Annotated in this window: 29 protein-coding genes and 2 pseudogenes; 27 read left to right on the top strand and 4 right to left on the bottom strand. The window is 54.3% G+C overall.

Translation table 11 applies throughout. The features are described 5' to 3' along the window. Positions 1-188: 188 nt before the first annotated feature. From SDD30_RS11325 to SDD30_RS11295, 7 genes are all read left to right on the top strand, one after another. Positions 189-566 carry a hypothetical protein gene (locus SDD30_RS11325; protein ID WP_434075019.1) on the top strand — a complete coding sequence of 126 codons (378 nt, stop codon included), beginning with the start codon at positions 189-191 and terminating at the stop codon, positions 564-566. Then, positions 559-846 (top strand): ATP-binding protein, encoded by a 288-nt coding sequence (locus SDD30_RS11320; protein ID WP_434075018.1) that lies wholly within the window; start codon positions 559-561, stop codon positions 844-846. Before SDD30_RS11325 ends, SDD30_RS11320 begins: the two co-directional genes overlap by 8 nt. Positions 847-848: 2 nt before the next feature. Continuing rightward, entirely contained in the window at positions 849-1,721 is an 873-nt protein-coding gene (gene gcvH / locus SDD30_RS11315) for a glycine cleavage system protein GcvH (protein ID WP_434075017.1), read from the top strand. Beyond that, entirely contained in the window at positions 1,708-2,130 is a 423-nt protein-coding gene (locus SDD30_RS11310; protein WP_434075016.1) for a putative zinc-binding protein, read from the top strand. Before gcvH ends, SDD30_RS11310 begins: the two co-directional genes overlap by 14 nt. A gap of 23 nt (positions 2,131-2,153) precedes the next feature. Continuing rightward, positions 2,154-2,573, top strand: coding sequence for a putative zinc-binding protein (locus tag SDD30_RS11305; RefSeq protein ID WP_434075015.1), 420 nt, complete (start codon positions 2,154-2,156; stop codon positions 2,571-2,573). A 3-nt stretch (positions 2,574-2,576) separates the two neighbouring features. After that, positions 2,577-2,909, top strand: a complete 333-nt coding sequence (locus tag SDD30_RS11300; protein ID WP_434075014.1) for a hypothetical protein — start codon at positions 2,577-2,579, stop codon at positions 2,907-2,909. A gap of 110 nt (positions 2,910-3,019) precedes the next feature. Continuing rightward, positions 3,020-3,145, top strand: a complete 126-nt coding sequence (locus SDD30_RS11295; protein WP_434075044.1) for a hypothetical protein — start codon at positions 3,020-3,022, stop codon at positions 3,143-3,145. 9 nt (positions 3,146-3,154) lie between these two features. On the opposite strand, the gene SDD30_RS11290 is transcribed toward SDD30_RS11295, so the two are convergent. Then, positions 3,155-3,697, bottom strand: coding sequence for a permease (locus tag SDD30_RS11290; protein WP_434075013.1), 543 nt, complete (start codon positions 3,695-3,697; stop codon positions 3,155-3,157). Then, on the bottom strand, positions 3,694-4,176 hold the full coding sequence (locus SDD30_RS11285) for a permease (protein ID WP_434075012.1): 483 nt from the start codon (positions 4,174-4,176) through the stop codon (positions 3,694-3,696). Before SDD30_RS11285 ends, SDD30_RS11290 begins: the two co-directional genes overlap by 4 nt. Positions 4,177-4,350: 174 nt before the next feature. On the opposite strand from SDD30_RS11285, the gene SDD30_RS11280 reads away from it, so the two are divergent. Then, a complete protein-coding gene (locus tag SDD30_RS11280) occupies positions 4,351-4,752 on the top strand; it encodes a PadR family transcriptional regulator (protein WP_434075011.1) in 402 nt (133 codons plus the stop codon). Here SDD30_RS11280 and SDD30_RS11275 read toward each other — a convergent pair. Next, positions 4,749-4,967, bottom strand: coding sequence for a DUF5320 domain-containing protein (locus SDD30_RS11275; RefSeq protein WP_434075010.1), 219 nt, complete (start codon positions 4,965-4,967; stop codon positions 4,749-4,751). The genes SDD30_RS11280 and SDD30_RS11275 overlap by 4 nt on opposite strands. A 259-nt stretch (positions 4,968-5,226) precedes the next feature. On the opposite strand from SDD30_RS11275, the gene SDD30_RS11270 reads away from it, so the two are divergent. The 5 genes from SDD30_RS11270 (at position 5,227) to SDD30_RS11250 (ending at position 7,033) form a co-directional block, all read left to right on the top strand. After that, a complete protein-coding gene (locus SDD30_RS11270) occupies positions 5,227-5,394 on the top strand; it encodes a phosphatidylglycerol lysyltransferase domain-containing protein (RefSeq protein WP_434075043.1) in 168 nt (55 codons plus the stop codon). A 97-nt stretch (positions 5,395-5,491) separates the two neighbouring features. Further along, positions 5,492-5,809, top strand: coding sequence for a flavin reductase family protein (locus SDD30_RS11265; protein ID WP_434075009.1), 318 nt, complete (start codon positions 5,492-5,494; stop codon positions 5,807-5,809). Beyond that, a complete protein-coding gene (locus tag SDD30_RS11260; protein WP_434075008.1) occupies positions 5,800-5,988 on the top strand; it encodes a flavin reductase in 189 nt (62 codons plus the stop codon). The genes SDD30_RS11265 and SDD30_RS11260 overlap by 10 nt, the downstream gene beginning before the upstream one ends. A 150-nt stretch (positions 5,989-6,138) precedes the next feature. Beyond that, positions 6,139-6,405, top strand: coding sequence for a hypothetical protein (locus SDD30_RS11255; RefSeq protein WP_434075007.1), 267 nt, complete (start codon positions 6,139-6,141; stop codon positions 6,403-6,405). After that, complete coding sequence (locus tag SDD30_RS11250) at positions 6,395-7,033, top strand: nucleotidyl transferase AbiEii/AbiGii toxin family protein (RefSeq protein ID WP_434075006.1); 639 nt, start codon at positions 6,395-6,397, stop codon at positions 7,031-7,033. The genes SDD30_RS11255 and SDD30_RS11250 overlap by 11 nt, the downstream gene beginning before the upstream one ends. Before the next feature lie 265 nt (positions 7,034-7,298). Here SDD30_RS11250 and SDD30_RS11245 read toward each other — a convergent pair whose 3' ends face one another. Continuing rightward, positions 7,299-8,492, bottom strand: coding sequence for an MFS transporter (locus tag SDD30_RS11245; protein ID WP_434075005.1), 1,194 nt, complete (start codon positions 8,490-8,492; stop codon positions 7,299-7,301). A 244-nt stretch (positions 8,493-8,736) separates the two neighbouring features. On the opposite strand from SDD30_RS11245, the gene SDD30_RS11240 reads away from it, so the two are divergent. From SDD30_RS11240 to SDD30_RS11175, 14 genes and pseudogenes are all read left to right on the top strand, one after another. After that, on the top strand, positions 8,737-9,129 hold the full coding sequence (locus SDD30_RS11240; protein WP_434075004.1) for an ArsR/SmtB family transcription factor: 393 nt from the start codon (positions 8,737-8,739) through the stop codon (positions 9,127-9,129). 230 nt (positions 9,130-9,359) lie between these two features. Next, complete coding sequence (gene arsB, locus SDD30_RS11235) at positions 9,360-10,433, top strand: ACR3 family arsenite efflux transporter (RefSeq protein WP_434075003.1); 1,074 nt, start codon at positions 9,360-9,362, stop codon at positions 10,431-10,433. 251 nt (positions 10,434-10,684) lie between these two features. Beyond that, positions 10,685-11,128: a hypothetical protein gene (locus tag SDD30_RS11230; RefSeq protein ID WP_434075002.1), complete on the top strand. Its 444-nt coding sequence runs from the start codon at positions 10,685-10,687 to the stop codon at positions 11,126-11,128. A 92-nt stretch (positions 11,129-11,220) separates the two neighbouring features. Next, complete coding sequence (locus SDD30_RS11225; RefSeq protein ID WP_434075001.1) at positions 11,221-11,991, top strand: nucleotidyltransferase domain-containing protein; 771 nt, start codon at positions 11,221-11,223, stop codon at positions 11,989-11,991. 882 nt (positions 11,992-12,873) lie between these two features. Next, positions 12,874-13,338: a PDDEXK-like endonuclease domain-containing protein gene (locus tag SDD30_RS11220; protein ID WP_434075000.1), complete on the top strand. Its 465-nt coding sequence runs from the start codon at positions 12,874-12,876 to the stop codon at positions 13,336-13,338. Positions 13,339-13,558: 220 nt separating this feature from the next. Further along, positions 13,559-14,543: pseudogene (locus SDD30_RS11215) on the top strand (iron-containing alcohol dehydrogenase); the annotation flags it as partial. Positions 14,544-14,550: 7 nt separating this feature from the next. Beyond that, entirely contained in the window at positions 14,551-14,904 is a 354-nt protein-coding gene (locus SDD30_RS11210; RefSeq protein ID WP_434074999.1) for a PD-(D/E)XK nuclease family transposase, read from the top strand. Next, complete coding sequence (locus tag SDD30_RS11205) at positions 14,901-15,107, top strand: hypothetical protein (RefSeq protein ID WP_434074998.1); 207 nt, start codon at positions 14,901-14,903, stop codon at positions 15,105-15,107. Before SDD30_RS11210 ends, SDD30_RS11205 begins: the two co-directional genes overlap by 4 nt. A 162-nt stretch (positions 15,108-15,269) precedes the next feature. Then, positions 15,270-15,464 (top strand): hypothetical protein, encoded by a 195-nt coding sequence (locus SDD30_RS11200; protein WP_434074997.1) that lies wholly within the window; start codon positions 15,270-15,272, stop codon positions 15,462-15,464. Positions 15,465-15,951: 487 nt separating this feature from the next. Further along, positions 15,952-16,449 (top strand): BREX-3 system P-loop-containing protein BrxF, encoded by a 498-nt coding sequence (gene brxF, locus SDD30_RS11195; protein ID WP_434074996.1) that lies wholly within the window; start codon positions 15,952-15,954, stop codon positions 16,447-16,449. Between the two features lie 86 nt (positions 16,450-16,535). Next, entirely contained in the window at positions 16,536-16,826 is a 291-nt protein-coding gene (locus SDD30_RS11190; RefSeq protein WP_434075042.1) for a DUF6079 family protein, read from the top strand. After that, positions 16,807-17,469: pseudogene (locus SDD30_RS11185) on the top strand (DUF6079 domain-containing protein); the annotation flags it as partial. The gene SDD30_RS11190 and the pseudogene SDD30_RS11185, both read left to right, overlap by 20 nt. 6 nt (positions 17,470-17,475) lie before the next feature. After that, positions 17,476-18,087, top strand: a complete 612-nt coding sequence (locus SDD30_RS11180; RefSeq protein WP_434075041.1) for a DUF6079 domain-containing protein — start codon at positions 17,476-17,478, stop codon at positions 18,085-18,087. 20 nt (positions 18,088-18,107) lie between these two features. Next, positions 18,108-21,191 (top strand): DNA methyltransferase, encoded by a 3,084-nt coding sequence (locus SDD30_RS11175; protein ID WP_434074995.1) that lies wholly within the window; start codon positions 18,108-18,110, stop codon positions 21,189-21,191. The last annotated feature ends 27 nt before the right edge of the window (positions 21,192-21,218 follow it).

Below are 21,218 nucleotides of genomic sequence, written 5' to 3'. Positions count from 1 at the left end.
AAAATGTAAACAGTTAAATCCGGCTATGATTGCTGGATTAAGACTATTATTAATACGAAGCTGCCCAGGATATATTAGTAAAATGGAATATAAGAACCTTGACAAATAAGTAGACAGTTATATAATAAACATGTCAAGAGATAGACAGCACAATCTGTTAGAGAAGCTAAAGGAAAGGAGATAGACTTATGCCTGAAGAAAAGCCGGGTTTAATCATGTGCGTCTGCACCGGCAAGTGCCCGGGGTTTGCCAAGATGGACATCTGGGACTTTATCAACCGGGTGCGAGTCGAGCTGCCGGTGGAGTATGGTTTTATCCACCCCCAGTTATGCGAGGAGGACGGTGACCGCTTCCTGGCGGACTTCCTGCAAGCCCACCGCAAGGTCATGATTGCCGCCTGCGCCCCCAACATGCAGCATAAAATGTTCCGGGACGCCCTGGCGGCAGCCGGTATGGACTTGAAGACTGATTTTTACCCCCTGGACATCCGCGACCTGACCACCGAGGAAGCATTTCAGAAAGTGGCCGATGTCCTGGCGGCTTGGGAGGCGCGGGCCAATGGCTGAAACCACTTTTATGGGCGTGCCGCGGGAGAAGATCACCTGGGTACCGGTGATTGATTATACCAGGTGCAATTACTGCCTGGAGTGTGCTAAATTCTGCCCCCACCAGGTATATGAGATCCGGGAGGAGGAGCCCCGCCTTTTCGTGGCCAATCCCAGCAACTGTGTCGTTTTTTGCCGTGCCTGTGGGAAGACCTGCGGGCCGGATGCCATTTCCTTTCCCGAGAAATCCCGGGTCCTGGAGGCCATCAAGGCCCTACGCCAGGAAGGAGGGGGTAAATAGCCGTGGCTGCAAAGTATGCTATCTTACCCTGTAACGGCCTGGATAAAGAAGCCGGCTGCCTGGCCCGGGAACTGGCCCTGAAAATGGCGGCAGCTACGGGTAGCGAGATCATCTGCCCGGTGCTTTACCAGACGGCGCCGTCCCGTTACGCTTCCCTTCTTCAAGAAGGGAGCCTCATAGTTATCGACGGCTGCGCCACCCGCTGCGCCAGCCGGATTGCCGCCAACAATGACTTGAAGATATATCGCAAGATAACCATGGCCGAAGAAGCTAAAAAGAGGGACTATAAGCCCGGCCCGGACTGGCGGCTGGGGGCAGGGGCGGCGGCCTTCGTGGAGGATGTCTGGCGCTCCTGGCAGTCTGTATTCATGGAAAAGGAAGCGGAACGGGCGCCGGAAGAAAAAGACGGCTTTTTTGCCGGGCCGCTGGAATACGCCATCCATCGCCATGATAAGTTTATCTTCCGGGTACCCCTGGCAGGCTTTTACTTCAACGAGAACGATTGCTGGGTGCAGGTAGAGGGGAACAGGGGTCGCGTAGGCATCAGCGACTACCTGCAGCAGAACCTTTCCGATATTACCTTTGTCACGCCCCCCGATCCGGGTACGGAAGTGGAGCAATTCGGCGAGATGGGTACCATCGAGTCGGCCAAGGCGGTTTATGAACTGGTTGCCCCGGTTACCGGCCGGGTGGTGGCCGTTAATGAAGCCATCCTGGAGGCGCCGGAACTCATCAATGAAAACCCCTATGAAAAGGGCTGGATTGCTGAACTGGAACTGACCAATTTTGAGGCTGACCGCGAATTTTTACTGGACGGGCGGCGCTATCTGGAAGTATTAAAGGAAAAGGTGGCTGATTTCAATGCCGGGAAATAGCTCCCGCAAAGTTTACGTCATCCCCTGCAGCGGTATCGGCAAGATGTACGGCCTTCTGGGCCGGGAAGCAGTCTTGCAGACAGTAAAAGAGCTGCGGCCCGATAAAGCGGCGACCATGTGCCTGGCCCTGCTGGTTTACGGCGACAATAAGGCCCGGCAGGAGATCACCGGCGCCAGGTGCATTACCGTGGATGGCTGCCCGAAGCTCTGCGCGGCCAAGAATGTCGAGCACGCCGGGGGACGGGTGGTGGAAAGAGTCCGTGCTGTGGATGCCTTCCGCAACCACCGGGGCGTTGATGCCGGCACGGCCGCCCATCTGACGGCGGCAGGGTGGCAGATCGCCGACGAATTGGCCGCCGACCTGGCCGGTAAAGTCGACCGCTGGTATGACGCCGGAGAGGAGCAATAAACGCTTGTGGGGGAGGAGAAAGCATGAGCGAAGAAGGAAAATTATCCATCGGCCTGATTTCTTGCAGCGGCGAAGCCTGCCCTGAGGGAACCATTTCCCGCCTGGCCACCCAGAAGGTGCTGCGGTCCATCAGGCAGGGCTATAATTTCGTAACTATTTGCCTGCCCCTGTTTATGGCCGGCGGCGAGGAAGAAAGAAACTTTGCTCGTAACTATCCGACCATAACCATCGACGGCTGTGCGAAGTATTGTGCCCTGAAGGCTACGGAAGCCCTGAGCGGGCCGGTGAGCGGTAAAGTGGTGGTTACCGACCTTATTGCCGGAGAGGAAAGCGGCGAAGGGATGTTATCCACCCGGGAGCTTACAGCAGCGCAAAAAGCCATGGTCGACCAGGTAGCGGCAGCTATCTTGGCGCAAGTTGATAAAATTAAGCGGGAGGGGTAAACAATGGCTAAAGTTAAAGTGGAGATTTATGACTACCCGAGTAGCGGGGGTGGATGCAGTTGCGGTTGCGGCGGCGGTGCGGCCATGACCACGGCGGCCATCCAGCAGCAGACCAGAGAGTTGCAGGAGCAACTGGAGCAAAAATTTGGGGACCGGGCGGAAGCTGTCTATGTCAATCTCCGGGGAGTACCTCAAGATCAGGTGCCTGCGGACCTCCGGGTTCTTTTTAACGGCACTTACCCGGCACCCCTGGTGGTGGTCGACGGCACGCCTCGCTATGCCGGTGATATTCCCGTTGAAGAGATCTTAAAAGAGGCAGAAAAGATCCTGGCGTAGGTTGCAAGGGGGTAGAGGGAGGATAACATGATAGGTTATCCTCCCTTTTTCCGATTCCGGGGAAAAAAGTTAAGGCCGAATAAAAAAGGCCCTAACAGGGGGTGTAACTAGTGGCCATTTACCTGGATAACGCGGCTACCACCTTTCCCAAGCCGCCGGCGGTCTGGCAGGCGATGGAGCATTTTATGAAGAATATCGGGGCCAGCGCCGGTTTAACGCCCTGCAAGGGATGCTAGATTAAGCCGTTATAGGTTTGCCATCTGCCTTCGGTAGAATTCCGCTTTGTCTTCCGGTCCGATGAGTTGGTCGATAATATAAGCGATGGCCAGTATCCCGGGGACATTGACCAGCCAGCGGGTGAGGGCGAATTTTACGCCCAGGGCCGACATTTCAAACAGGAACATGGGGATTTTTAAAGTCGACCAGGAACAGAGGAAAATAATAATGTTGCTGTATTTGGTGCCTTTCTTCGCCATGACCGCGGCCACCGGGAAGGCGCCGTAGAGGGGCCCGGCGGCGGCCGCCCCCAGCACTATGCTTAAGACAATACCATTTAACCCGGAGCCTTCACCCAGGTAGCGGATAATCGTTTCCCGCGGCACCCAGACATCTAAGAGGCCCAGAAGGAGAAAAATCGGCGGGATAATGGCGAGCATCTCGGTAAAGTTACCGGCGGTGTATTTAAAAATTGTCAGGCCGGTGCCGGGATGGAAGGCGGTTATGACCACGTCAAAGAGGATGATTAACAAGAAGTAGCGGTAAGTTTTAATTAAGTTAAGCCAGCTCACGCTCCCACCACCATCCCGATGATAATAGCCACGATAAAGGAAAAGACATAGCTCAAAGAATTACGGAGGATAGTTTCTTTTTTACCGAAATACCTGCTTTCCAGGGGGGCGGTGACGACGCCAACCATCATCAGGGTGGAAACAAATACGGCCATCTGCGTGATCCCGGCACCCCGGTCGAGTAAAGATTTAGCCAGGGGAAAGGCGACAAAACCCGGAATGAGGGTTATAGACCCAACGATGGAGCTGGCCAGCATACCAGGGAACCCGCTGTTTTTGCCAACCATGGCGGCAATGGTATGGGGTGACAGATAAGTGAGCATGATGCCAATCAAGCCCAGGACGACGGCAAAGTCGGGCAAGATGTTGGTAAATGATTTCCACCCCTTCATCAAAGCCAGCTTGGTCTTCAAGGGATCTTTTTTCCAAGAGATGCCTAGGCCTCCCAGGGCCAGAAGATAGAGTAAGAGGTTAAACACAGCCTTGCTCCTTTCAACATTGCTACATGGATTTTTTTATCCGCGCATGAAGGTAACTTGGCCTGCAGATTCAGCGACCGTGGCCCGTCTTTTGTTGACAGCAGCGCATTGATGCTTTATCCTGAAATCATGAAGACAACATACATATGTAAATGACAGATAGGAAGTGGTTGGATGTGCGGTCCCGGCAGCCATCATGGGCGCTGTGATTGCCGCGGCGCCAGGATGGAGGGCTTTTTACAGCCCTGCTTATTGTTATTGCTCTTTGAGAAACCCACCCACGGCTACGAACTGATGGAAAGCATAAACCGCCTGGGGTTATGGGAAGGAGTTCCTGATGCGGGTGCAATTTACCGTCACCTGCGCCGCCTGGAGGAAGAAGGCCTGGTACGGTCCCATTGGTCCACCGGCGGACCGGGACCGGCCCGCCGCAGCTATGAGATAACCCCGGAAGGGGTAGATTACCTCCATGACTGGGTGGTGACCATCCGCCGCAATAGAGACGCCCTGGAAACCTTCCTGCGCCGTTACGAAGCTATTTTTGGCCAGGACAAAGATATGGAGAAGGGGGATTAAGCCCCTTCTCCCAGTTCTTTAAGCCTCTCTTCCACAGCTTTGGCTTCGGCCTGCAGCTCTTTAAGATACTCCTCCAGGCGGGCTTTTTTCTCGGCAGCGGTTAAGAAGTGGCGGTGGAAACCGCCGGCGTGACGGCTGTGGCAGCAACCTCCCTCCTGGAGGCCCCCCATGTGGGCGTGGCAATGATGGTGACCATAAGCGGTGGACCTACACATTTCCCTTTCCCCTCCTTAGGCAGATTAGCCCATATATGTTATTAACATATATGGGCTAATTACATATTAGATCACGTTATTTAGCGTGTCAAGGGGTATTTTTTAACGGGAGTCCGCTGCCGGTTCCATGCGGGTCGGGACAGTAACATTGACCCGGACTACCAGGACGATGGAAAGACGCTACCTAGACAATAACCCCGTAAACCGGGGTTTTTCTTTTTAAAGGCCGGTTTTGAGTATTTAAGTCTAAGCGGGAGTAATTCAAGCCTTTGCCAACATCATCCCCGAAAACCAGCGCCGGGAAGGAACTATTGATCTTATGCGCCGGCGGGGAGTGGAAAGGGTGGTGGTCGACTTTATGTTTGTCCGGCTCATAGAATACTTTAAGGAAAAAGGCCGTGATACCTTTAACCTGGGCAGCCCGTAGAAACAATACGGATAACTTCCGGGATTGGCCAAGCCCTCATCGCAGCCGCCTGGTGGTATAATATATTTAAGACCAGCAAGAAAGGAGATAAACCGTCATGAGCACTGCCGAGATTTCCAGCGCCCTGGGTAAGGTCGCCTGCCCCTGCGGCCTGGTAGGAGTGAAACATGGGAACAAACACGACGTGACCACGGTGGCCTGGTTTACCCAGGAATCGTCCAACCCGCCCCAGGTAATGGTGGCCCTGCACCCCCACCGCTATGTCTTGGAACTCCTGGAGGCCGCCGATGAGTTTGTCCTCTCCATCCTGGCTGACGACCAGGAGGAAATTGCCGCCTTCTGCGGGGCAGCCATTCAGGCAGGGATGTCGATAAAATCAAGGAACAGGGCCTTGCTTCCGAACCGGTGGCGGTAATCACCATCACCACACCCTTGGTGAAAGACGCCCTGGCCAACCTGGAGTGCAAAGTGAGCAACCGTTTTCAGAGCGGCGATCACATTATTATTACCGGCCGGGTACTGGCGGCCACGGTCAACGGTGATAAAAAAACCTTGCTTGACTACGAACATAACATTGCTCACTGGGGCCGGTAGGTAACAAGCCCCCTTAAATCTCTTGGGGGGCGGGTAATAATAAGCTGAACCTGCAGGACCAGCTGGAAACAGGGAGTAACCATATCATAAAAATAAGTCCTGCAGCTTTATTGTTGCTGGGCTTATTTTCCAGAGGGGAGGCGCGACTTTATGTCGCTCGAAACTACTATTAACGCCCAAACGAAAGAATGGTTGCCGGAAGAAAGCCTGGCCAGGATTATTAAGAATATGGAATTCCCGGCGGAATACGCGGTCCAGGTTTATAACTTCTTTGCCGATGTAACTCTAGCGGATATAGACAAATTTGCTGCCACGTACGGTATTGGGGATATACTACTGAAGAAATATTACCTGGCCTATATCAAGAATATCTATCCCAATCCCGCGCTCGAGGAGATGCTGGCTTATGCCGATTGAACCCTGGCGTCAGCTTTTTCGTACGGCCCTGATCATCCTGGCGAGCCGGAGTATCACTACTGATGATTGGACCTTTGGCGGCGGTACGGCCCTGGCCCTTTTTCTCCACCATCGGGAGAGCCGAGACGTCGATATATTTCTAAGCGATGCCCAGCTTCTAAGCCTACTCACGCCCCGGCTTAATGAAGAGGTAGCAGGAGGGGTTTCCGACTATACCGAAGGCTCCAGCTTTTTGAAGCTGAAGTACCCTGAGGGCGAGGTCGACTTCATATTGGCTCCTTTTCTCACCCGTAATCCCTGGACGTTAATCGAACTGGAAGGGCTGAAGGTCCGGGTGGAAACGCCAGAAGAAATAATTATCAAGAAGCTATTTTATCGCGCCGAAACCCTCAGGGCCAGGGATGTGTTGGATACGGCGGCAGTGTTTGCCGTCAGGAAGAAATATTTACTGGCGTCAGCCATGGTTCTGGCACCCAGGTTGGTTGCTATCCGGCGGCGATGGGAAAGGCTGCAGCCGGCGTTTTTCCAGGAAGCACGACTGTTACGGGTAAAAGAGGAGCTGTTGGATAACACCCCGGCTCTTTTTACGGCGTTTTTAGATGAACTTCGCGGCCAGGTAGGTCTTTAATTACCCCCCAAGCCCGGGTAACTGTTGTTGATTCACACAAGACAACCGGACATATCTGTAAATTGCTTCCATGTTACGGGTGGGTAGTTCACATCGTGATGAGCAGGGGTCGCAGAACCGGTCGTATTTGCGAACTACTTGTATGAGCTATGAGAATATGAGAAAGTCTAATCGGACGTTATGGTAGTTTAATCGTCGCGGATTGGGCAGGAACCCCGATAAAATCCAATTAGATCACGTTATTTAGCGTGTCAAGGGGTATTTTTTAGCGGGATTCCCCTGCCGGTTCCATGCGGGTCGGGACAGTAACATTGACCCGGACTACCAGGGCTGCCAGTAGAATTAATAGGAAAAGGCACAAGGCATAAAGGGCAAAGAAACGGTTGAAATTAAAAGCATGGATCAGGCGGCCGCCGATGGCCGTACCGACACCGCCGCCGCCCATAAAGGCGAAGGCGACCAGGGACATGGCCGTACCCCGGGCCTGGGCGGCAAATTCCGTAGCAATGGTCAGCAGGGTGGAGTGGGCCAGCATAAAGCCCAGCCCCAGCAGGGCCACACCCAGGATTAACAGCAGAAGTTGGGCGCCATAGCCCCAGAAGAGGATGTCGGCTACAGCGGCAGCCAACAGGCCTGCCAGCAGGATCGGGCGCCGGCCCCACCGGGCCGCCAGCGGGCCACTGGCCCGTCCGGCCAGGACGGCGGCAATACCAAAGGCCGTCATGATTAGGCCGATGACAAAGTTATTATAGTGGTAGGTCTGGGCAATATATGCTCCCAGGTAAGAGAAAGAACCGATGATTAGGATGCCTTCTAAAAGTACCACGAGATAGGTTGGCGCGCTGATGGCGTTGCTTAAAAGGCAAAGGTAGGGGTTGAAAAACTGGCTTTTAGGGTTGCGGACCGAGGGTATCTGGCGGCCGGCGATGTAAAGCAACAGGGTGGATACCAGGGCCAGCAGAGAGTAGACGGCAAAAACTCCCCGCCAGCTCAGGAAATAGGCAATGGTTCCGCCGATGGCCATGCTCAGACCCTGGCCCAGAAAGGAAATGCCCATGAAAGTACCGATGGCGGATTGTCGCTCCTGGAGGGGGACCACGTCGCCGATAAGGGCCAGAGAGATGGGCATCACTGAGGCGGCAAAGACACCGGTCAGGGCGCGATAGAAGGCTAGATCGGTCAGGCTGAAACCCAGGGCGCTTAGGGCCGTTCCAATCGTAAAGAACGCCATCGCCAGGTTAACCACCTGGCGCTTACCGTAACGGTCGGCCAAGGGACCAAAGATGAGCTGGAACAGGCCAAAGGGAATCATGTAGGCGGTAATCAACAGGCCGGCCCGGATCGGCTCAATATTTAAAGAGCGGGCAATAGCCGGCAAGATGGGTGAGACCACCCAGTTGTCGGCCATGACGGTAAAACCGGCCAGGCCGAGGATGAGGATCAGGATGTTGCGCTTCATTATGATGTTCCTCCTGAAGTACAATATAGGAATAAACGCATATATAACATAGCAATCTAAGAGTAATTTGTCAAGGATAAGTTCGCTTAAAATTAATGGGAGCGAAGAAAATAAACTGTGGGGTCTGAAAGGAAAGCGATCAAAAAGCGGATGGAAAAAAGTAAGCTTGTAGAACCTAAATTACCATTGACATTATTATCAAACCCTAGTATTATATAATAAATGGCTTATATATGGGGGTGCAATGGTGACCATAAAAGAGTGGGAAAAGGTCTTTAAAGCCTTGGGCCAGCACCTGCGGTTACGGATTATTGCCTTGCTGGCCGAACAGGAATTGTGTGTCTGCGAGCTGGAAGAAATCTTGGGTATCACCCAGCCGGCTATCTCCCAGCACTTGCGGGTCCTGAAGGAAGCCGATCTGGTCGGGGAGGAAAAGGTAAGCCAGTGGGTCTTTTACCATCTGAATAAAGAAAAGTTAGCCACTGTTTTACAAGGATGGCTGGCCTACCTGGACGTACCCCTGGCGACGAAAAAGGAGTTTGCCGCCGATTATGATAAACTCCAGCAGCTCCTGGAAAACCCGAAGGTCGCCTGCCGGCCGCCCCAGAAGAGGGGTGGAAGAGATGGCGCCTGCTAAAGAAAGGGAGCCGGCCGGTAGTCCCACATATGGTAGTTAACTCTGGTTACGGTTTACCAGTAACGGTACCATAAGTGATGCCGGACTTATATGTCCATTGCCACCGGCACCGGCGTAAGAGAAGGAAAAGGCAGAAAACCAGGAGTTTCGATCCAGCAATTAACGATAACCGGTGCTCGTGGATCGTAAATGAAGAACTGGAACTCCGCGTATAGGGGAGGACTGAAATTATGACACAAGTAAAAAAATATCAACCCGTGGCCAGATTATCCCTGCTCGACCGCTTTCTCACTGTGTGGATCTTCCTGGCTATGGCCTTCGGCGTAGCCATGGGTTATGTGGTGCCCGGGGTGGCGGAGGCCTTGAATAAAATGTCGGTAGGAACAACTTCCATCCCCATCGCCATTGGCCTCATCGTCATGATGTACCCGCCCCTGGCCAAAGTGAAATACGAAGAACTGGGCAAAGTGTTTCGCAATGGTAAAGTCATGGCCCTGTCCCTGGTGCAAAACTGGATCATCGGACCCATCCTGATGTTTGTCCTGGCCATCATCTTTTTACACAATTACCCCGAATACATGGCCGGCCTCATTTTAATCGGCCTGGCGCGCTGCATTGCTATGGTCATTGTCTGGAACAGCCTGGCCCGGGGTGACAGCGAGTATGCCGCTGCCCTGGTAGCCCTGAACTCTATTTTCCAGGTCATCTTCTATTCGGTCTATGCCTATATTTTCATCACCCTGCTGCCGGGATGGCTGGGCTTTCAAGGGCTGAGAGTTCACGTTTCCATCGGCGAGGTAGCCACCAGTGTAGCTATCTATCTGGGCATCCCCTTCCTGGCCGGGGTTATCACCCGTTTTACCCTCATGCCGGCCAGGGGCAAAGAATGGTACGAGAAAACCTTTGTCCCGAAGATCAGCCCCCTGGCGTTAATCGCTCTCTTGTTTACCATTGTGGTCATGTTCTCCCTGAAGGGCCAGTATATCGTCTCCCTACCTATGGATGTAGTCAGGATTGCTGTGCCCTTAATTTGCTACTTTGTGATTATGTTTCTCTTCTCGTTTTTCCTCAGCATGCGCCTGGGGGTCAACTACGAGCAAACAACCACCCTCTCTTTTACGGCTGCCAGCAATAACTTTGAGCTGGCCATCGCCGTAGCCGTAGCCGTCTTCGGCATCAATTCCGGCCAGGCCTTCGCCGCGGTTATCGGCCCCCTGATTGAGGTACCGGTGATGATTGGCCTGGTCAATGTGGCCCTGGGCTTCCAGCGGCGTTATTACGGGGCGGTACCGGGCAGGAAATAAGCAGGGAAAAAGGGAAATTAACGGAGAAAGGGAGGCGGCAAGCGTTTGCCTTCCTTTTTGTATTACCTGGTGAGGGACCTGGAAAGTAAATTTTGCTTGTTGGTCCCTCCTGGAAATGTTAAAATAGTAGCAGACGTTAATATAGGTTGTGTAGGCAATCCGGCCATCATAAGAATTAGCTATTATAAAGCCGATTTTCTATCAAGGTTAAGGTTCTGGGCTTCTGGTATGGAATGGGGGAGGCAGAATCGATGGTTGGAAGATACTTGGCCCCAAAATGGGTAAGAGAATTATTTCGGAGCGCCCCCTGGTGGCTACTCGGTATCTTTTTAACAGGACATCTGCCAGTGTTTCTCTGGTGGATATTGACGGGAAACGCTCAAGCTATAAAACCGATTTTGTTTGTAACTTCGCCTATTAGTATCGTGCTGGTATTTATTGTGTGGGGCTTTACCCTATTGACTTTACCTTTCGTAACGATGTATGACACTCTCCCAACAAAGAGTGAAATGTGGGCTTGGGCGGCTTTGGGCTCTTTTATTTTAGGAGTGGGCATTTACCTGGGTTTTTTGCTTTTCAGATTTGACATTCTTCTTGCGGCCAGAGTAGGGACAGTAGTTTTACTTGTAAGCCTGGTCGCGGCGCGTTTTATTCAAGAATGGATTGCTCGTAGTTGTATTCTGCAGGAGAAATAACGGCTGCAAATCAGTTAACTCCTGGTAAGGAAAATGCTGTACCGCTGGGCGGTGCAACGCACCGCACCGGCCATCCTGGCGGAGTATTAAAAATGCTGCTTGATCAGAAACAGATTATCAGCGCTATTCAGTGCCATGTCCAAAACCAGCCGCGGGTGGCTGTTGTCTACCTAATGGGTTCTTATGCTGCAGGCACGGCCACCCCTTTAAGCGATGTAGATGTAGGTATTGGTGTTTACCCTTCCCTGTATGCAGATGCCCACGCAGCCCTGGACCTGGTCGCAGAGCTGGAGTACCATCTGGGAGAGGCGCTTTTTCCTGCCTATACCCCTGACCCCTGGACGGAATGGCTATTTAACCCGGTAGAGGTGGTAGTGCTCAATGCGCCCCACACCATCTCTTCCCTCCCCTGGATGCTGGCCGCTGCCCTGCCGGTTCATACCCCGGATGCTAATTTTAAAGCTGAATTGGAAAAGCTGGCCTTCCGGCAAGGCCGACCCACGCCGGAAGAGGCCAGCATTGCCGCCTGGCGTTTAAAAGCGCGATGGATTATTCGTGCCGCCCGGGGCCAGGTTTTTGCCCCTTATGAAGGGCTTTTACGTACCTGCCTGAATCTGGCCCACCGGGCGGTAGTCAGGCTAGAGCTACCCGTACCGGAGGAACGACGGCAGCTGCCCCGGGTGCTGGCTAACGCCGGCATCATTACCCGGCGGGTGACTTCTTTTATCGAGGAAGCCATACATTACCTGAGTAATAACCGGATAGAATTCGGGACGTGGAGATATTTGGGTCGCCAACTCTACTTGCTGGCTGACTATGCCCTACAGGTGGAGGACGCCCTGGAACAGACCGTGAGGCTATAGATGGCAAACAAGGGGACGATTCTCTTGTCTGTGCCACAAACGGGAGAACCGTCCCCTGTTTGCCTGCTATTTCACTACGGGCAGCCTGGCGTCCTGGCAGATTACGTCTACGAGAGCGGGTTCCGGTAGGTCCAGGGCCTGACGTAGAGTCGCTTCCAGCAAGGCAGGGTCTTCAACCCAGAAGCCCCGAGCACTGCAGGCGAGCATAAGCCGCGCGAGAGACCTTTGGCTCCTAGCCGGCGGCAAAGGTAGAGTGGCTGTGTGGCGGGAGCACCGGATCATCGTCAGGACATAGCTATACCATTTCTGGTAGGTTATCTAACCCCGGCCATTAAGGTAAGGCTGGGGTTTTTCATTACCTCTGGGTAGAAAATTCTAAAATAGGGAGAACGGATGTACCCGACAGTATTTGGCGGGATGACGGAGTAAGGTTTATTTATGAAGAATGGATATCCGGGACAGAGGTTGCAACCTAGAGAATTGAGCATTGGCACATATGCTGCCGGCAAGAAAACTACCGATAAAGGCAGGATATACCAGATGAGTATAGAATAATGTTAATTAGAACCAATAAAGGCATATATCGAAACGAAGGGCCAAGACTATTTTTGATTTAATATTATTTAACATAATGGAAATCCTGTACCCACGTTTAGACAAGATATCTTTTTCTGGTAACGGGGTTATGGTTTGCATACCCCTTCGGCAGGATTTAGAACGTAAGCTGACTCTAGGTAAGTTTTAATTTGCATCACCCGTTAATCTTAGCGGGACTTAAGGGTTAACTCTGATAGAATTAAATGCTTCGTGATATTTTCATAAAGATGAGCTTATACTTTAGAAGGCTTAAAAAAGAAGAGCATTGGCCCTAAAAAGGATGAGGTGAGAGATCTTGTACCCAGCAACAATGCATCCGGTAAGGTACAGTCGGAATTTGAGAGGGAGGTCATGCGCCGGCTGGTGAATTGTGGTTACCGGGTGCAGGCCCAATGGCCGGTTGGCTATTACCGTATTGATCTGGTGGTTAAAGGGAAGGGGCGCAGGCTGGCCATTGAGTGTGATGGCGACCGTTATCATCCCCTGGAGAAATTAGAAGAAGACATGGCCCGCCAGGCAATCCTGGAACGGCTCGGGTGGCGATTTGTACGTATTCGAGGTAGTCATTTTTTTCGAGACCCCGATGGGGCTATGCAAGTGGTATCAGTGAAGTATCTAGTGATGAGCTGGTTGAATGGGTATCTGGTACAACATCCAGGCTCTGGTTCAGTTTGGCACGATGGGCCAAGGAGGAAGGCTTCTTTGAAGGATGGGAACGCCGGTTATTATATAACATTGGTCGCTACGTAGATAAAGGCTGGACTGTTTCGGTCAAACAAGCTAACCAGGCAAAACGTTTATATAGCGAGGCCATCTCAAGGGGCTTTCGGGAACAGGCCTTAGTATAATAAGTACTACCGATTATGTGGTGGAAAGCGAGAGAAGTGATGTGATTCCTAAGGGGCAGTGGAGATAGCAGCGGGTAGTTCTGGTACCGGGAAGCTCGTACGGCTCATCTTAAGAGCCGGGTCTGACCTATGTACGTTACAACCAGGTGACTCCCAATCCCATGGACCAGGTAGATGAAGCCGCCAGCCTGGTCCGGGAACAGGGAGCCCAGGCCGTCATAGCCATTGGCGGGGGCAGCCCCATTGATGCGACCAAGAGTGTGGCTGTTTTGCTGGGCCTACCCGGATAAAACAGCCCGTAATCTCTTCCTGCTAGAGTTTACGCCCACAAAGGCTGCTCCTATTATCGCCATCAATCTCACCCATGGTACAGGTACGGAAGCTAACCGCTTTGCCGTGGTCAGTATTCCCGAAAGGGAATACAAGCCGGCCATAGCCTTTGACTGCATTTACCCCTTGTATTCCATAGATGATCCGGCCCTGACGGTTAAACTCCCGGCCAACCAGACCCGTTATGTCACCATTGACGCCGTCAACCATGTGGTGGAAGCCGCCACCAGCAAAGTGGCTAGCCCTTACTGTGTTCTCCTAGCCCGGGAGACCGTAAGATTGACGGCCCGCTACCTACCCCAGGTTATGGCCCATCCGGAAGATCTGACGGCTCGCTATTACCTGCTCTATGCCTCACTAATTGCCGGCATCGCCTTTGACAATGGCATGCTGCACTTCACCCATGCCCTGGAGCATCCCTTGAGCGCTGTCAAGCCGGACCTGGCCCACGGGCTGGGGCTGGCTGTCCTGCTCCCGGCCGTGATCAAGCAGATCTATCCGGCTGTGCCGGAAGTGCTGGCCTCTATCCTGGCGCCAGTAATACTGGACTTATAGGGCATTCCCGGTGAAAGGGAAAAAGCAGCCCAAGAGGTGGAGGAATGGCTGGCCACCCTGGGTATAACAGCAAAATTGCGGGATCTGAGATTCCAGGAAGGGGACGTAGGGAAGCTAACCGAACTGGCCTTTAATACCCCGAGCCTGGATCTACTTTTGAGCCTGGCCCTGGTGCCAGGCGACAGGCAGGCGGTGGGGACCATTTACCGCCACTCGTTTTAAGGCTTGCTTGTTTTCAGCCGCACCCGACCAGCATAATATCAGGGAAACAAGCAAGTCAGGGTTAGCAACGGTTAAGGGGATCAACCGGACCAACGATTATGCCTTTAAACGCATCCTGGGTTCTGAGGAAGACAAGGAAGCTCTGCTGGGTTTTCTCAACGCGGTGCTCAACCCCCCGTCCGGCCGGGAGTTCACTTACGTCGAACTGCTGGACCGGGAGCTGGACCCCGCCAGTTTGCTCGACCGCGGCGCCCGTATGGAAAATCCGGCCATCCGCAAGGCCCTGACTTTAAGCGCAACGAGCAGGAGCGCTGGCTGTACGAATTACGGGAGAAGGCCCTGCGCGATGAAATCTCTATGATGGAGGGGGCCAGGGCGGAAGGTAAGGCGGAAATGGCCCAGGAAGCCATCTGCCAGTATTTAGAAGCCCGGTTTGGGAAGGCTTCCCGGGATTTGCAGAAAAAAGTTACTCAATACAACAACCTGGAGGTACTAACTAAAATCATGAATAAGATCTACACTGCCAGTTCGCTGGAAGACGCCTGGGCCATCATTGAGGCATAGCTATACCAGATGCAGCGCGTTACGAGGCCCTGGGCGGCGCGATTAACTACCGGGCCCGTGTGGATAAAATCCTGGTGGAGAATGACCGGGCGGTGGGGAACCACAACGCTATACAGGTAACTGGCGTGGCCTCCAGGCCTGGTCGGCACCGGGTCTGGGGGGATGCTCAAAGGGGTCAGCCGTACCCTGCCCGGCTTGGCGAATTTCCATATGGTCGGCCAGTGGGCCGAGGGCATGATCGGCGTCTCGACGGCGGCGGTATCAGGGCGCAACTTGATTAAATCCCTTTGTCGCCGGGAACGCCGGTCTTTTACGACCCGGACTGCAGAAGAGAGCAGAAAAATGGTTGAATGTTAACCGCCAAAAAATTATCGAAGGGGTTGATAGATAATGCAAAGGGCTTGAGAGGGTAGATTGCTAAAAGAGATTGATGTTTTCCCAACATCGGCTTGATATCCTTGTTTTATACTAAATTTAGGAGGGCCTAAAGCTGATCAGTGCAGGTCCCAGATCAGGACATAAAAATCTAAATGGAAATTAATACAAAAGTCATGGGGAAAGGTACAATCTTTTGTTCCCATGGCTTTTTTATTATTTTGCTTAAGAACATATGTACCCGACAGTATTTGACGGGTGGACGGGTTAAGATTGATTTGTAAAGGACCTACTACAAGGCCATATACTGCAAGCAAGAAAATTGGTGATAACGGCAGGATATACCAAAAAATTGTAGAATGGTTTTATTGTTAATCGACATAAATAAAGGCATCTTCGGCGGGAAAAGATGGACCATGTTGCACCTGGCGTCACCAGCAGCGTACAATTCGCCCGGGGGGAAGGCAGCATGGCGGCAATTGCAATTAAGGAGGAGATTAGCGCCAGGATCGCCCAGGTCCGCAGTCTTTATTATCAGCTGATTCTGCTGGTGGCCCCATCAGGATCGGGAAAAACGCGTATCCTGCAGGAGCTGGCCAGGCAGCAGGGTTACCATTACATAAACGTCAACCTGGAACTCAGCCGCCGCCTCCTTGACCTGAGCCGGAGACAGCGCGCCCTGCATACACCCAGGTTGCTGGTCGCAATTATACAGGATCTAGGGGCCAGGGTTTACTTGCTGGATAACCTGGAGATCCTGTTTGACCCGGCCCTGCAGCAGGACCCCCTGCGTTTATTGCAGGGCCTGGCCCGCGACCGCACCATTGTGGCGGCCTGGAACGGTTTTCTGGAAAAAGGGCACCTGATCTACGCCGAACCGGGCCACCCGGAGTACCGCCGCTACCCGGTTGACGACCTAACCATTGTCACCACCGGGAACCAGATCGGGCCGGAGCCAGGGATATAGCCGGAGGAAAAGCAACATAAGGCGCTATCAGCACTAGCGTATCCAGGTGGCCATCGGCCGGCGCCTGACAAAGGAGAAATGACGTGATGTGCTATGGTGATTTGATCCAGTTCGATCCCATTGAAACCGTGGTCCAGCTGCGGGATGCCGATAAAATGACGGCCGCCAGGCAGCTGGTGGCTACCTACGTTGTCTCGGAGGATATGGCCGAGAGACTGACCGGCGTAGTTTTTCCGAACCTGCAGTTCGACCGGCCGGCCGATAACAAAGGCATCCTGGTGGTAGGCAATTACGGTACCGGTAAATCCCACCTCATGGCCGTCATCTCCACAGGCGGCAATCATCAGCAGCCGCGGCAACGTCCGCGACCTGGTTAATGCGGTGGCCGCGGCCTGCCTGGCGACTAACTTCCAGAATCAAGCCCCCAATTATCCGGTATTTTCCATCCTCATCACCAGCGCCAATCGTCCCCAGGCAGCCCAGGACGCCCTGCGCTGGATAGCCGGGAGCAACAGGACCAAACAGGGAACCGCCGTGCTGGACGCCCTGGGGCTCCTCGACGGCGAGCGGCTGGACCCCTCCCGTTCGCCTTACGCCCTTCATATCCTGGAGTTGCTACGCCAGAAGGGGCCGGGGCAGGTGGTAAACCGGTCGGAGATTGTCCAGCCGGTGATGGACGTGGAGTATATGGCCCCGGAAACCTTTCGCCTGGAACCTGAATGGGTGGTGGTCCTCCTGGCAGCCCTGGTTTACTCGGGGGACCTCATCTTATCCATTACCGGGCAGGAGTTTGACGCCACCGCCTTACCCGCCCTGGCGGCGACGCCGGTGGCCGTGTTAAGTTCCTTCAAACATATCAAGCTGCCCCGGGAATGGAACGTACCAGGGATCAAAGCCCTTTTTGAGTTGCTGGGCCTGGCACCGGGGCTGGCGGTAGAGGTCACCCAGGGGAAGGAGGGGCCGGTGCAGCAGCTGCAGCAGGCCATCCGGGAGACAGTGGAGCAACTGGTAATGGCCCGGTAGCACCTGGGGGCCAATGAAGACCGGCGTAAAGCCGCCCTGGCCGGCGACGGCCGCCTGGAGAAGCTGCAGCAGCTGGCTACCATTGACCTGATGCCGGCCGGCCAGCTAACCGCATTCCAGAACCGCCTGGGATCCCTCCGGACCTGTTTTGCCCTGACCGCCGGGGACCTGGAGACAGGGCCCGTTTGCCCCCACTGCGGCTTTAAACCCGCCAGCGAACGCGGCGAAGGGCCGGCCGGGGCTACCCTTGACGCCCTGGATCAGGAACTGGACCAACTCCTGGATACCTGGACGCGAACCCTCATCACCAACCTGGAAGACCCGACCATCCGGGAAAACCTGGCCTTGCTCCAGCCCGGGGCGCGGCAGCGCATCGAAGCTTTTCTCCAGGCGCGGGCCCTACCGGAACACCTGGACCGGGGGTTCATCCAGGCCGTACGGGAGGTCCTTTCCGGCCTGACTAAAGTGCTCATCAAAAGTGAGGACCTGCGTGCCGCCCTGCTGGCAGGCGGCTCCCCGGCCACCATTCCCGAACTGCGCCAGCGCTTTGAAAACTACCTGGCTGGGCTCACGGTCGGCAAAGACCCGGCCAGGGTGCGGGTTATTCTGGAATAAGAGATAGAGGGATGCAAGGAATGGCAGAGACAGAATTATTTACAGGGCAGCCCGGCGGGGCTGAAGAGCAGCCGGTAGAGTGTTTAGGTTTTACTTTCGCTAATGAAGAAGCCAGGCGGGCCTATTTTACCGACAAGTTGTGCCAGGGTCTGGAGGAACTACAGGCCAAACTAGGCGGGGTGCCCTTCACCTCCGTGGAAGACGCCGTGGCCCGCCTGCGGTCGGTGGAAAGGTGGCCTGTGGGCGATGAGGCGCAGCTTTGGGAACTGGCCCAGCGTATGCGCCGGGGGGATGCGGGCAAGGATCTGCTGCAGCGCTGGCAGGATGAGGTCGGCTTCCCCCACGGGGAGATCGAGGACATCCTGCGTCTCTCCGACCCGCCCTACTACACTGCCTGCCCCAACCCCTTCCTGGATGATTTCATCAAGCTCTACGGCAAGCATTACGACCCGGCTGTGCCTTATAACAAGGAGCCCTTCGCGGCGGATGTGAGCGAGGGGAAGAATGACCCCATCTACAACGCCCATTCCTACCACACCAAAGTGCCCCATAAAGCCATCATGCGCTACATCCTGCACTATACGGAACCCGGGGACCTGGTCTTTGACGGCTTTGCCGGCACCGGCATGACCGGCGTGGCCGCCCAGCTCTGCGGCGACCGCCAGGCAGTGGAAGCCCTGGGTTACCGGGTGCAGGACGACGGCATTATCCTCAAACCCGAGGAAGAAAACGGCCGGACGGTCTGGCGGCCCTTCTCCCGGCTGGGGGCGCGGCGGGCCATCCTGAACGACCTCTCCCCGGCCGCCACCTTTATCGCCTATAACTATAACACGCCGGTGGACGTGGCCGAATTTGAAGGCGAGGCCCGGCGCATCCTGCAGGAAGTGGAAGACGAGTGCGGCTGGATGTACCTTACCCTGCACAACCCTGCTGGCGATCGGGTGGCCAGGGCCCTCGAACTTCTTTCCTCTATGCCCCCGGCCGGGTGGGCGAAAACGCCCGGCCTGTCCTGGGGTCGTATCAATTACACCGTCTGGTCCGACGTTTTCGTCTGCCCGGAATGCAGCGGCGAGGTGATCTTCTGGGACGCCGCCGTGGATAAAGAGGCGGGCCGGGTGCGCGACACCTTCCCCTGCCCCCATTGCAACGCCCGCCTCACCAAGCGCGCCATGGAGCGGGCCTGGGTGACGCGGTTTGATAAAGCCATCAACCAGGCCGTCCGCCAGGCCAAACAGGTGCCGGTGCTCATTAATTATACCTATGGCCGGAAGCGCTTTGAGAAAAGGCCCGACGCCTTCGACCTGGCCCTCATTGAGAAGATTGAGGAGAGCGACATTCCCTACTGGTTCCCTACTGACCGGATGCCGGAGGGTGAAGAATCGCGCCGTAATGATGACATAGGCATAACTCACGTGCACCATTTTTATACGAAGCGGAATTTGTGGGTTTTATCTTGCATCTTCACCTGTGGAGGCTACCTGACTACCACAGCACAGTTAACTTTTTATTTCGTGTTAACCGGGATTTCGCAAATTAGTAGCAGGCAGTCAAGTTTTCGTTATGATTCCCGAAATCCTGATAACACAGCTGGAGGTATACTAAAGGGTACTTTATACGTTCCATCACTCCCTAGAGAGGGGTCTGTCTTCGAGAACGCGAAACGGCGTCTAAGGGCCATAATATCTATGCTGCATATACATAAGCAACTTCAACCCAAAAGGAGCTCGCTGGTCGAGAGCTTATCTGCTTCTCATACCTCGTTAAAAAGGGCTTGTGTGACTGATTATATCTTTGTTGATCCGCCCTTTGGCGGCAACCTAATGTATTCTGAACTCAACTTTCTCTGGGAGGCCTGGCTTAGGGTCTTCACCAACAATAGACTGGAGGCCGTAGAAAATAAGGTCCAGGGTAAGGGGCTGGCCGAGTACCGGGACTTGATGACCAGCTGTTTTCGGGGATACTACCGGATGCTTAAGCCCGGTAGGTGGATGACGGTGGTCTTCCACAACTCCAAAAACAGCGTCTGGAACGCCATCCAGGAAGCCCTCCAGGACGCCGGCTTTGTGGTCGCTGACGTGCGTACCCTGGATAAGAAACAGGGGACTTTCAAACAGGTTACTAGCGGAGGCGCCGTCAAGCAGGACCTGGTTATCTCCGCCTATAAACCCAACGGCGGCCTGGAGGAGCGCTTCAAGCTGGAAGCAGGAACTGAGGAAGGGGTATGGGACTTTGTCCGCACCCACCTGCGCCAATTGCCCGTTTTTACCGCCCAAAGCGACCAGGCCCAGGTCATCGTCGAGCGCACTAATTACCTGCTTTACGACCGCATGGTGGCCTTCCACGTGCGGCGCAACGTCATGGTTCCCCAATCGGCGGCGGAATTCTACGCCGGGCTGACGCAGCGCTTTCCCGAGCGCGACGGCATGTATTTCCTGTCCGATCAGGTGGTGGAATATGACCGGAAACGCATGACCGTGCGGGAAGTCCTCCAGCTCCAGTTCTTCGTCACCGACGAGGCCTCAGCAATCCAATGGCTAAAAGCGGCGCTTCTAAAGAAACCCCAAACTTACCAGGAGCTTTTCCCTCTATTCATTAAAGAAATCTCCGGCTGGCAGAAGCACGAGAAGCCCCTGGAATTAATGGAGCTTCTGGAGCAAAACTTTTTACGTTACGACGGTAAGGGCCCCATCCCGGCCCCCATCGTGGCCTGGTTGAAGTGCTCGGAGAAATACCGGCCCCTTCTCCAGGAACTGGAGGCCCGGCAGGAGAACGTCACCCTCAGGGGCTTGGAGACTACTGACCAGCAACTCCTGAATGTCGCTAAAGACCGCTGGTATATCCCCGACCCCAACCGCGCCGCCGACCTGGAAAAGCTGCGCGAGCGCGCCCTGCTGAAGGAATTTGACGACTACCGCCAGTCCACCCAGCGCCGGCTCAAGGTCTTCCGCCTGGAAGCCATCCGCGCCGGCTTCAAAAAAGCCTGGCAGGAACGCGACTACCGGACCATCATCACCGTCGCCCGCAAAATCCCGGAAAACGTCCTCCAGGAGGACTCCAAACTGCTGATGTGGTACGACCAGGCGGTAACAAGGAATGAAAAATAGATACCGATATTGTGTTATTTATACTTT

The organism is Moorella naiadis (nom. illeg.), assembly GCF_051020825.1.
In the GTDB taxonomy this organism is placed as follows: domain Bacteria; phylum Bacillota; class DSM-521; order Neomoorellales; family Neomoorellaceae; genus Neomoorella; species Neomoorella naiadis.
This window is presented reverse-complemented; position numbering and strand designations above follow the sequence as displayed.

Coding starts and splice junctions, on each gene's coding strand:
- SDD30_RS11175 (WP_434074995.1), top strand. CDS start 18,108: ATGGCAGAGACAGAATTATTTACAGGGCAGCCCGGCGGGGCTGAAGAG.
- SDD30_RS11250 (WP_434075006.1), top strand. CDS start 6,395: ATGCCGATTGAACCCTGGCGTCAGCTTTTTCGTACGGCCCTGATCATC.
- SDD30_RS11205 (WP_434074998.1), top strand. CDS start 14,901: ATGATGGAGGGGGCCAGGGCGGAAGGTAAGGCGGAAATGGCCCAGGAA.
- SDD30_RS11265 (WP_434075009.1), top strand. CDS start 5,492: ATGAGCACTGCCGAGATTTCCAGCGCCCTGGGTAAGGTCGCCTGCCCC.
- SDD30_RS11255 (WP_434075007.1), top strand. CDS start 6,139: ATGTCGCTCGAAACTACTATTAACGCCCAAACGAAAGAATGGTTGCCG.
- SDD30_RS11320 (WP_434075018.1), top strand. CDS start 559: ATGGCTGAAACCACTTTTATGGGCGTGCCGCGGGAGAAGATCACCTGG.
- SDD30_RS11280 (WP_434075011.1), top strand. CDS start 4,351: ATGTGCGGTCCCGGCAGCCATCATGGGCGCTGTGATTGCCGCGGCGCC.
- SDD30_RS11310 (WP_434075016.1), top strand. CDS start 1,708: ATGCCGGGAAATAGCTCCCGCAAAGTTTACGTCATCCCCTGCAGCGGT.
- SDD30_RS11240 (WP_434075004.1), top strand. CDS start 8,737: ATGGTGACCATAAAAGAGTGGGAAAAGGTCTTTAAAGCCTTGGGCCAG.
- SDD30_RS11190 (WP_434075042.1), top strand. CDS start 16,536: ATGTGCTATGGTGATTTGATCCAGTTCGATCCCATTGAAACCGTGGTC.
- SDD30_RS11230 (WP_434075002.1), top strand. CDS start 10,685: ATGGTTGGAAGATACTTGGCCCCAAAATGGGTAAGAGAATTATTTCGG.
- SDD30_RS11300 (WP_434075014.1), top strand. CDS start 2,577: ATGGCTAAAGTTAAAGTGGAGATTTATGACTACCCGAGTAGCGGGGGT.
- SDD30_RS11275 (WP_434075010.1), bottom strand. CDS start 4,967: ATGTGTAGGTCCACCGCTTATGGTCACCATCATTGCCACGCCCACATG.
- SDD30_RS11225 (WP_434075001.1), top strand. CDS start 11,221: ATGCTGCTTGATCAGAAACAGATTATCAGCGCTATTCAGTGCCATGTC.
- SDD30_RS11200 (WP_434074997.1), top strand. CDS start 15,270: ATGCTCAAAGGGGTCAGCCGTACCCTGCCCGGCTTGGCGAATTTCCAT.
- arsB (WP_434075003.1), top strand. CDS start 9,360: ATGACACAAGTAAAAAAATATCAACCCGTGGCCAGATTATCCCTGCTC.
- SDD30_RS11305 (WP_434075015.1), top strand. CDS start 2,154: ATGAGCGAAGAAGGAAAATTATCCATCGGCCTGATTTCTTGCAGCGGC.
- SDD30_RS11325 (WP_434075019.1), top strand. CDS start 189: ATGCCTGAAGAAAAGCCGGGTTTAATCATGTGCGTCTGCACCGGCAAG.
- SDD30_RS11245 (WP_434075005.1), bottom strand. CDS start 8,492: ATGAAGCGCAACATCCTGATCCTCATCCTCGGCCTGGCCGGTTTTACC.
- brxF (WP_434074996.1), top strand. CDS start 15,952: ATGGCGGCAATTGCAATTAAGGAGGAGATTAGCGCCAGGATCGCCCAG.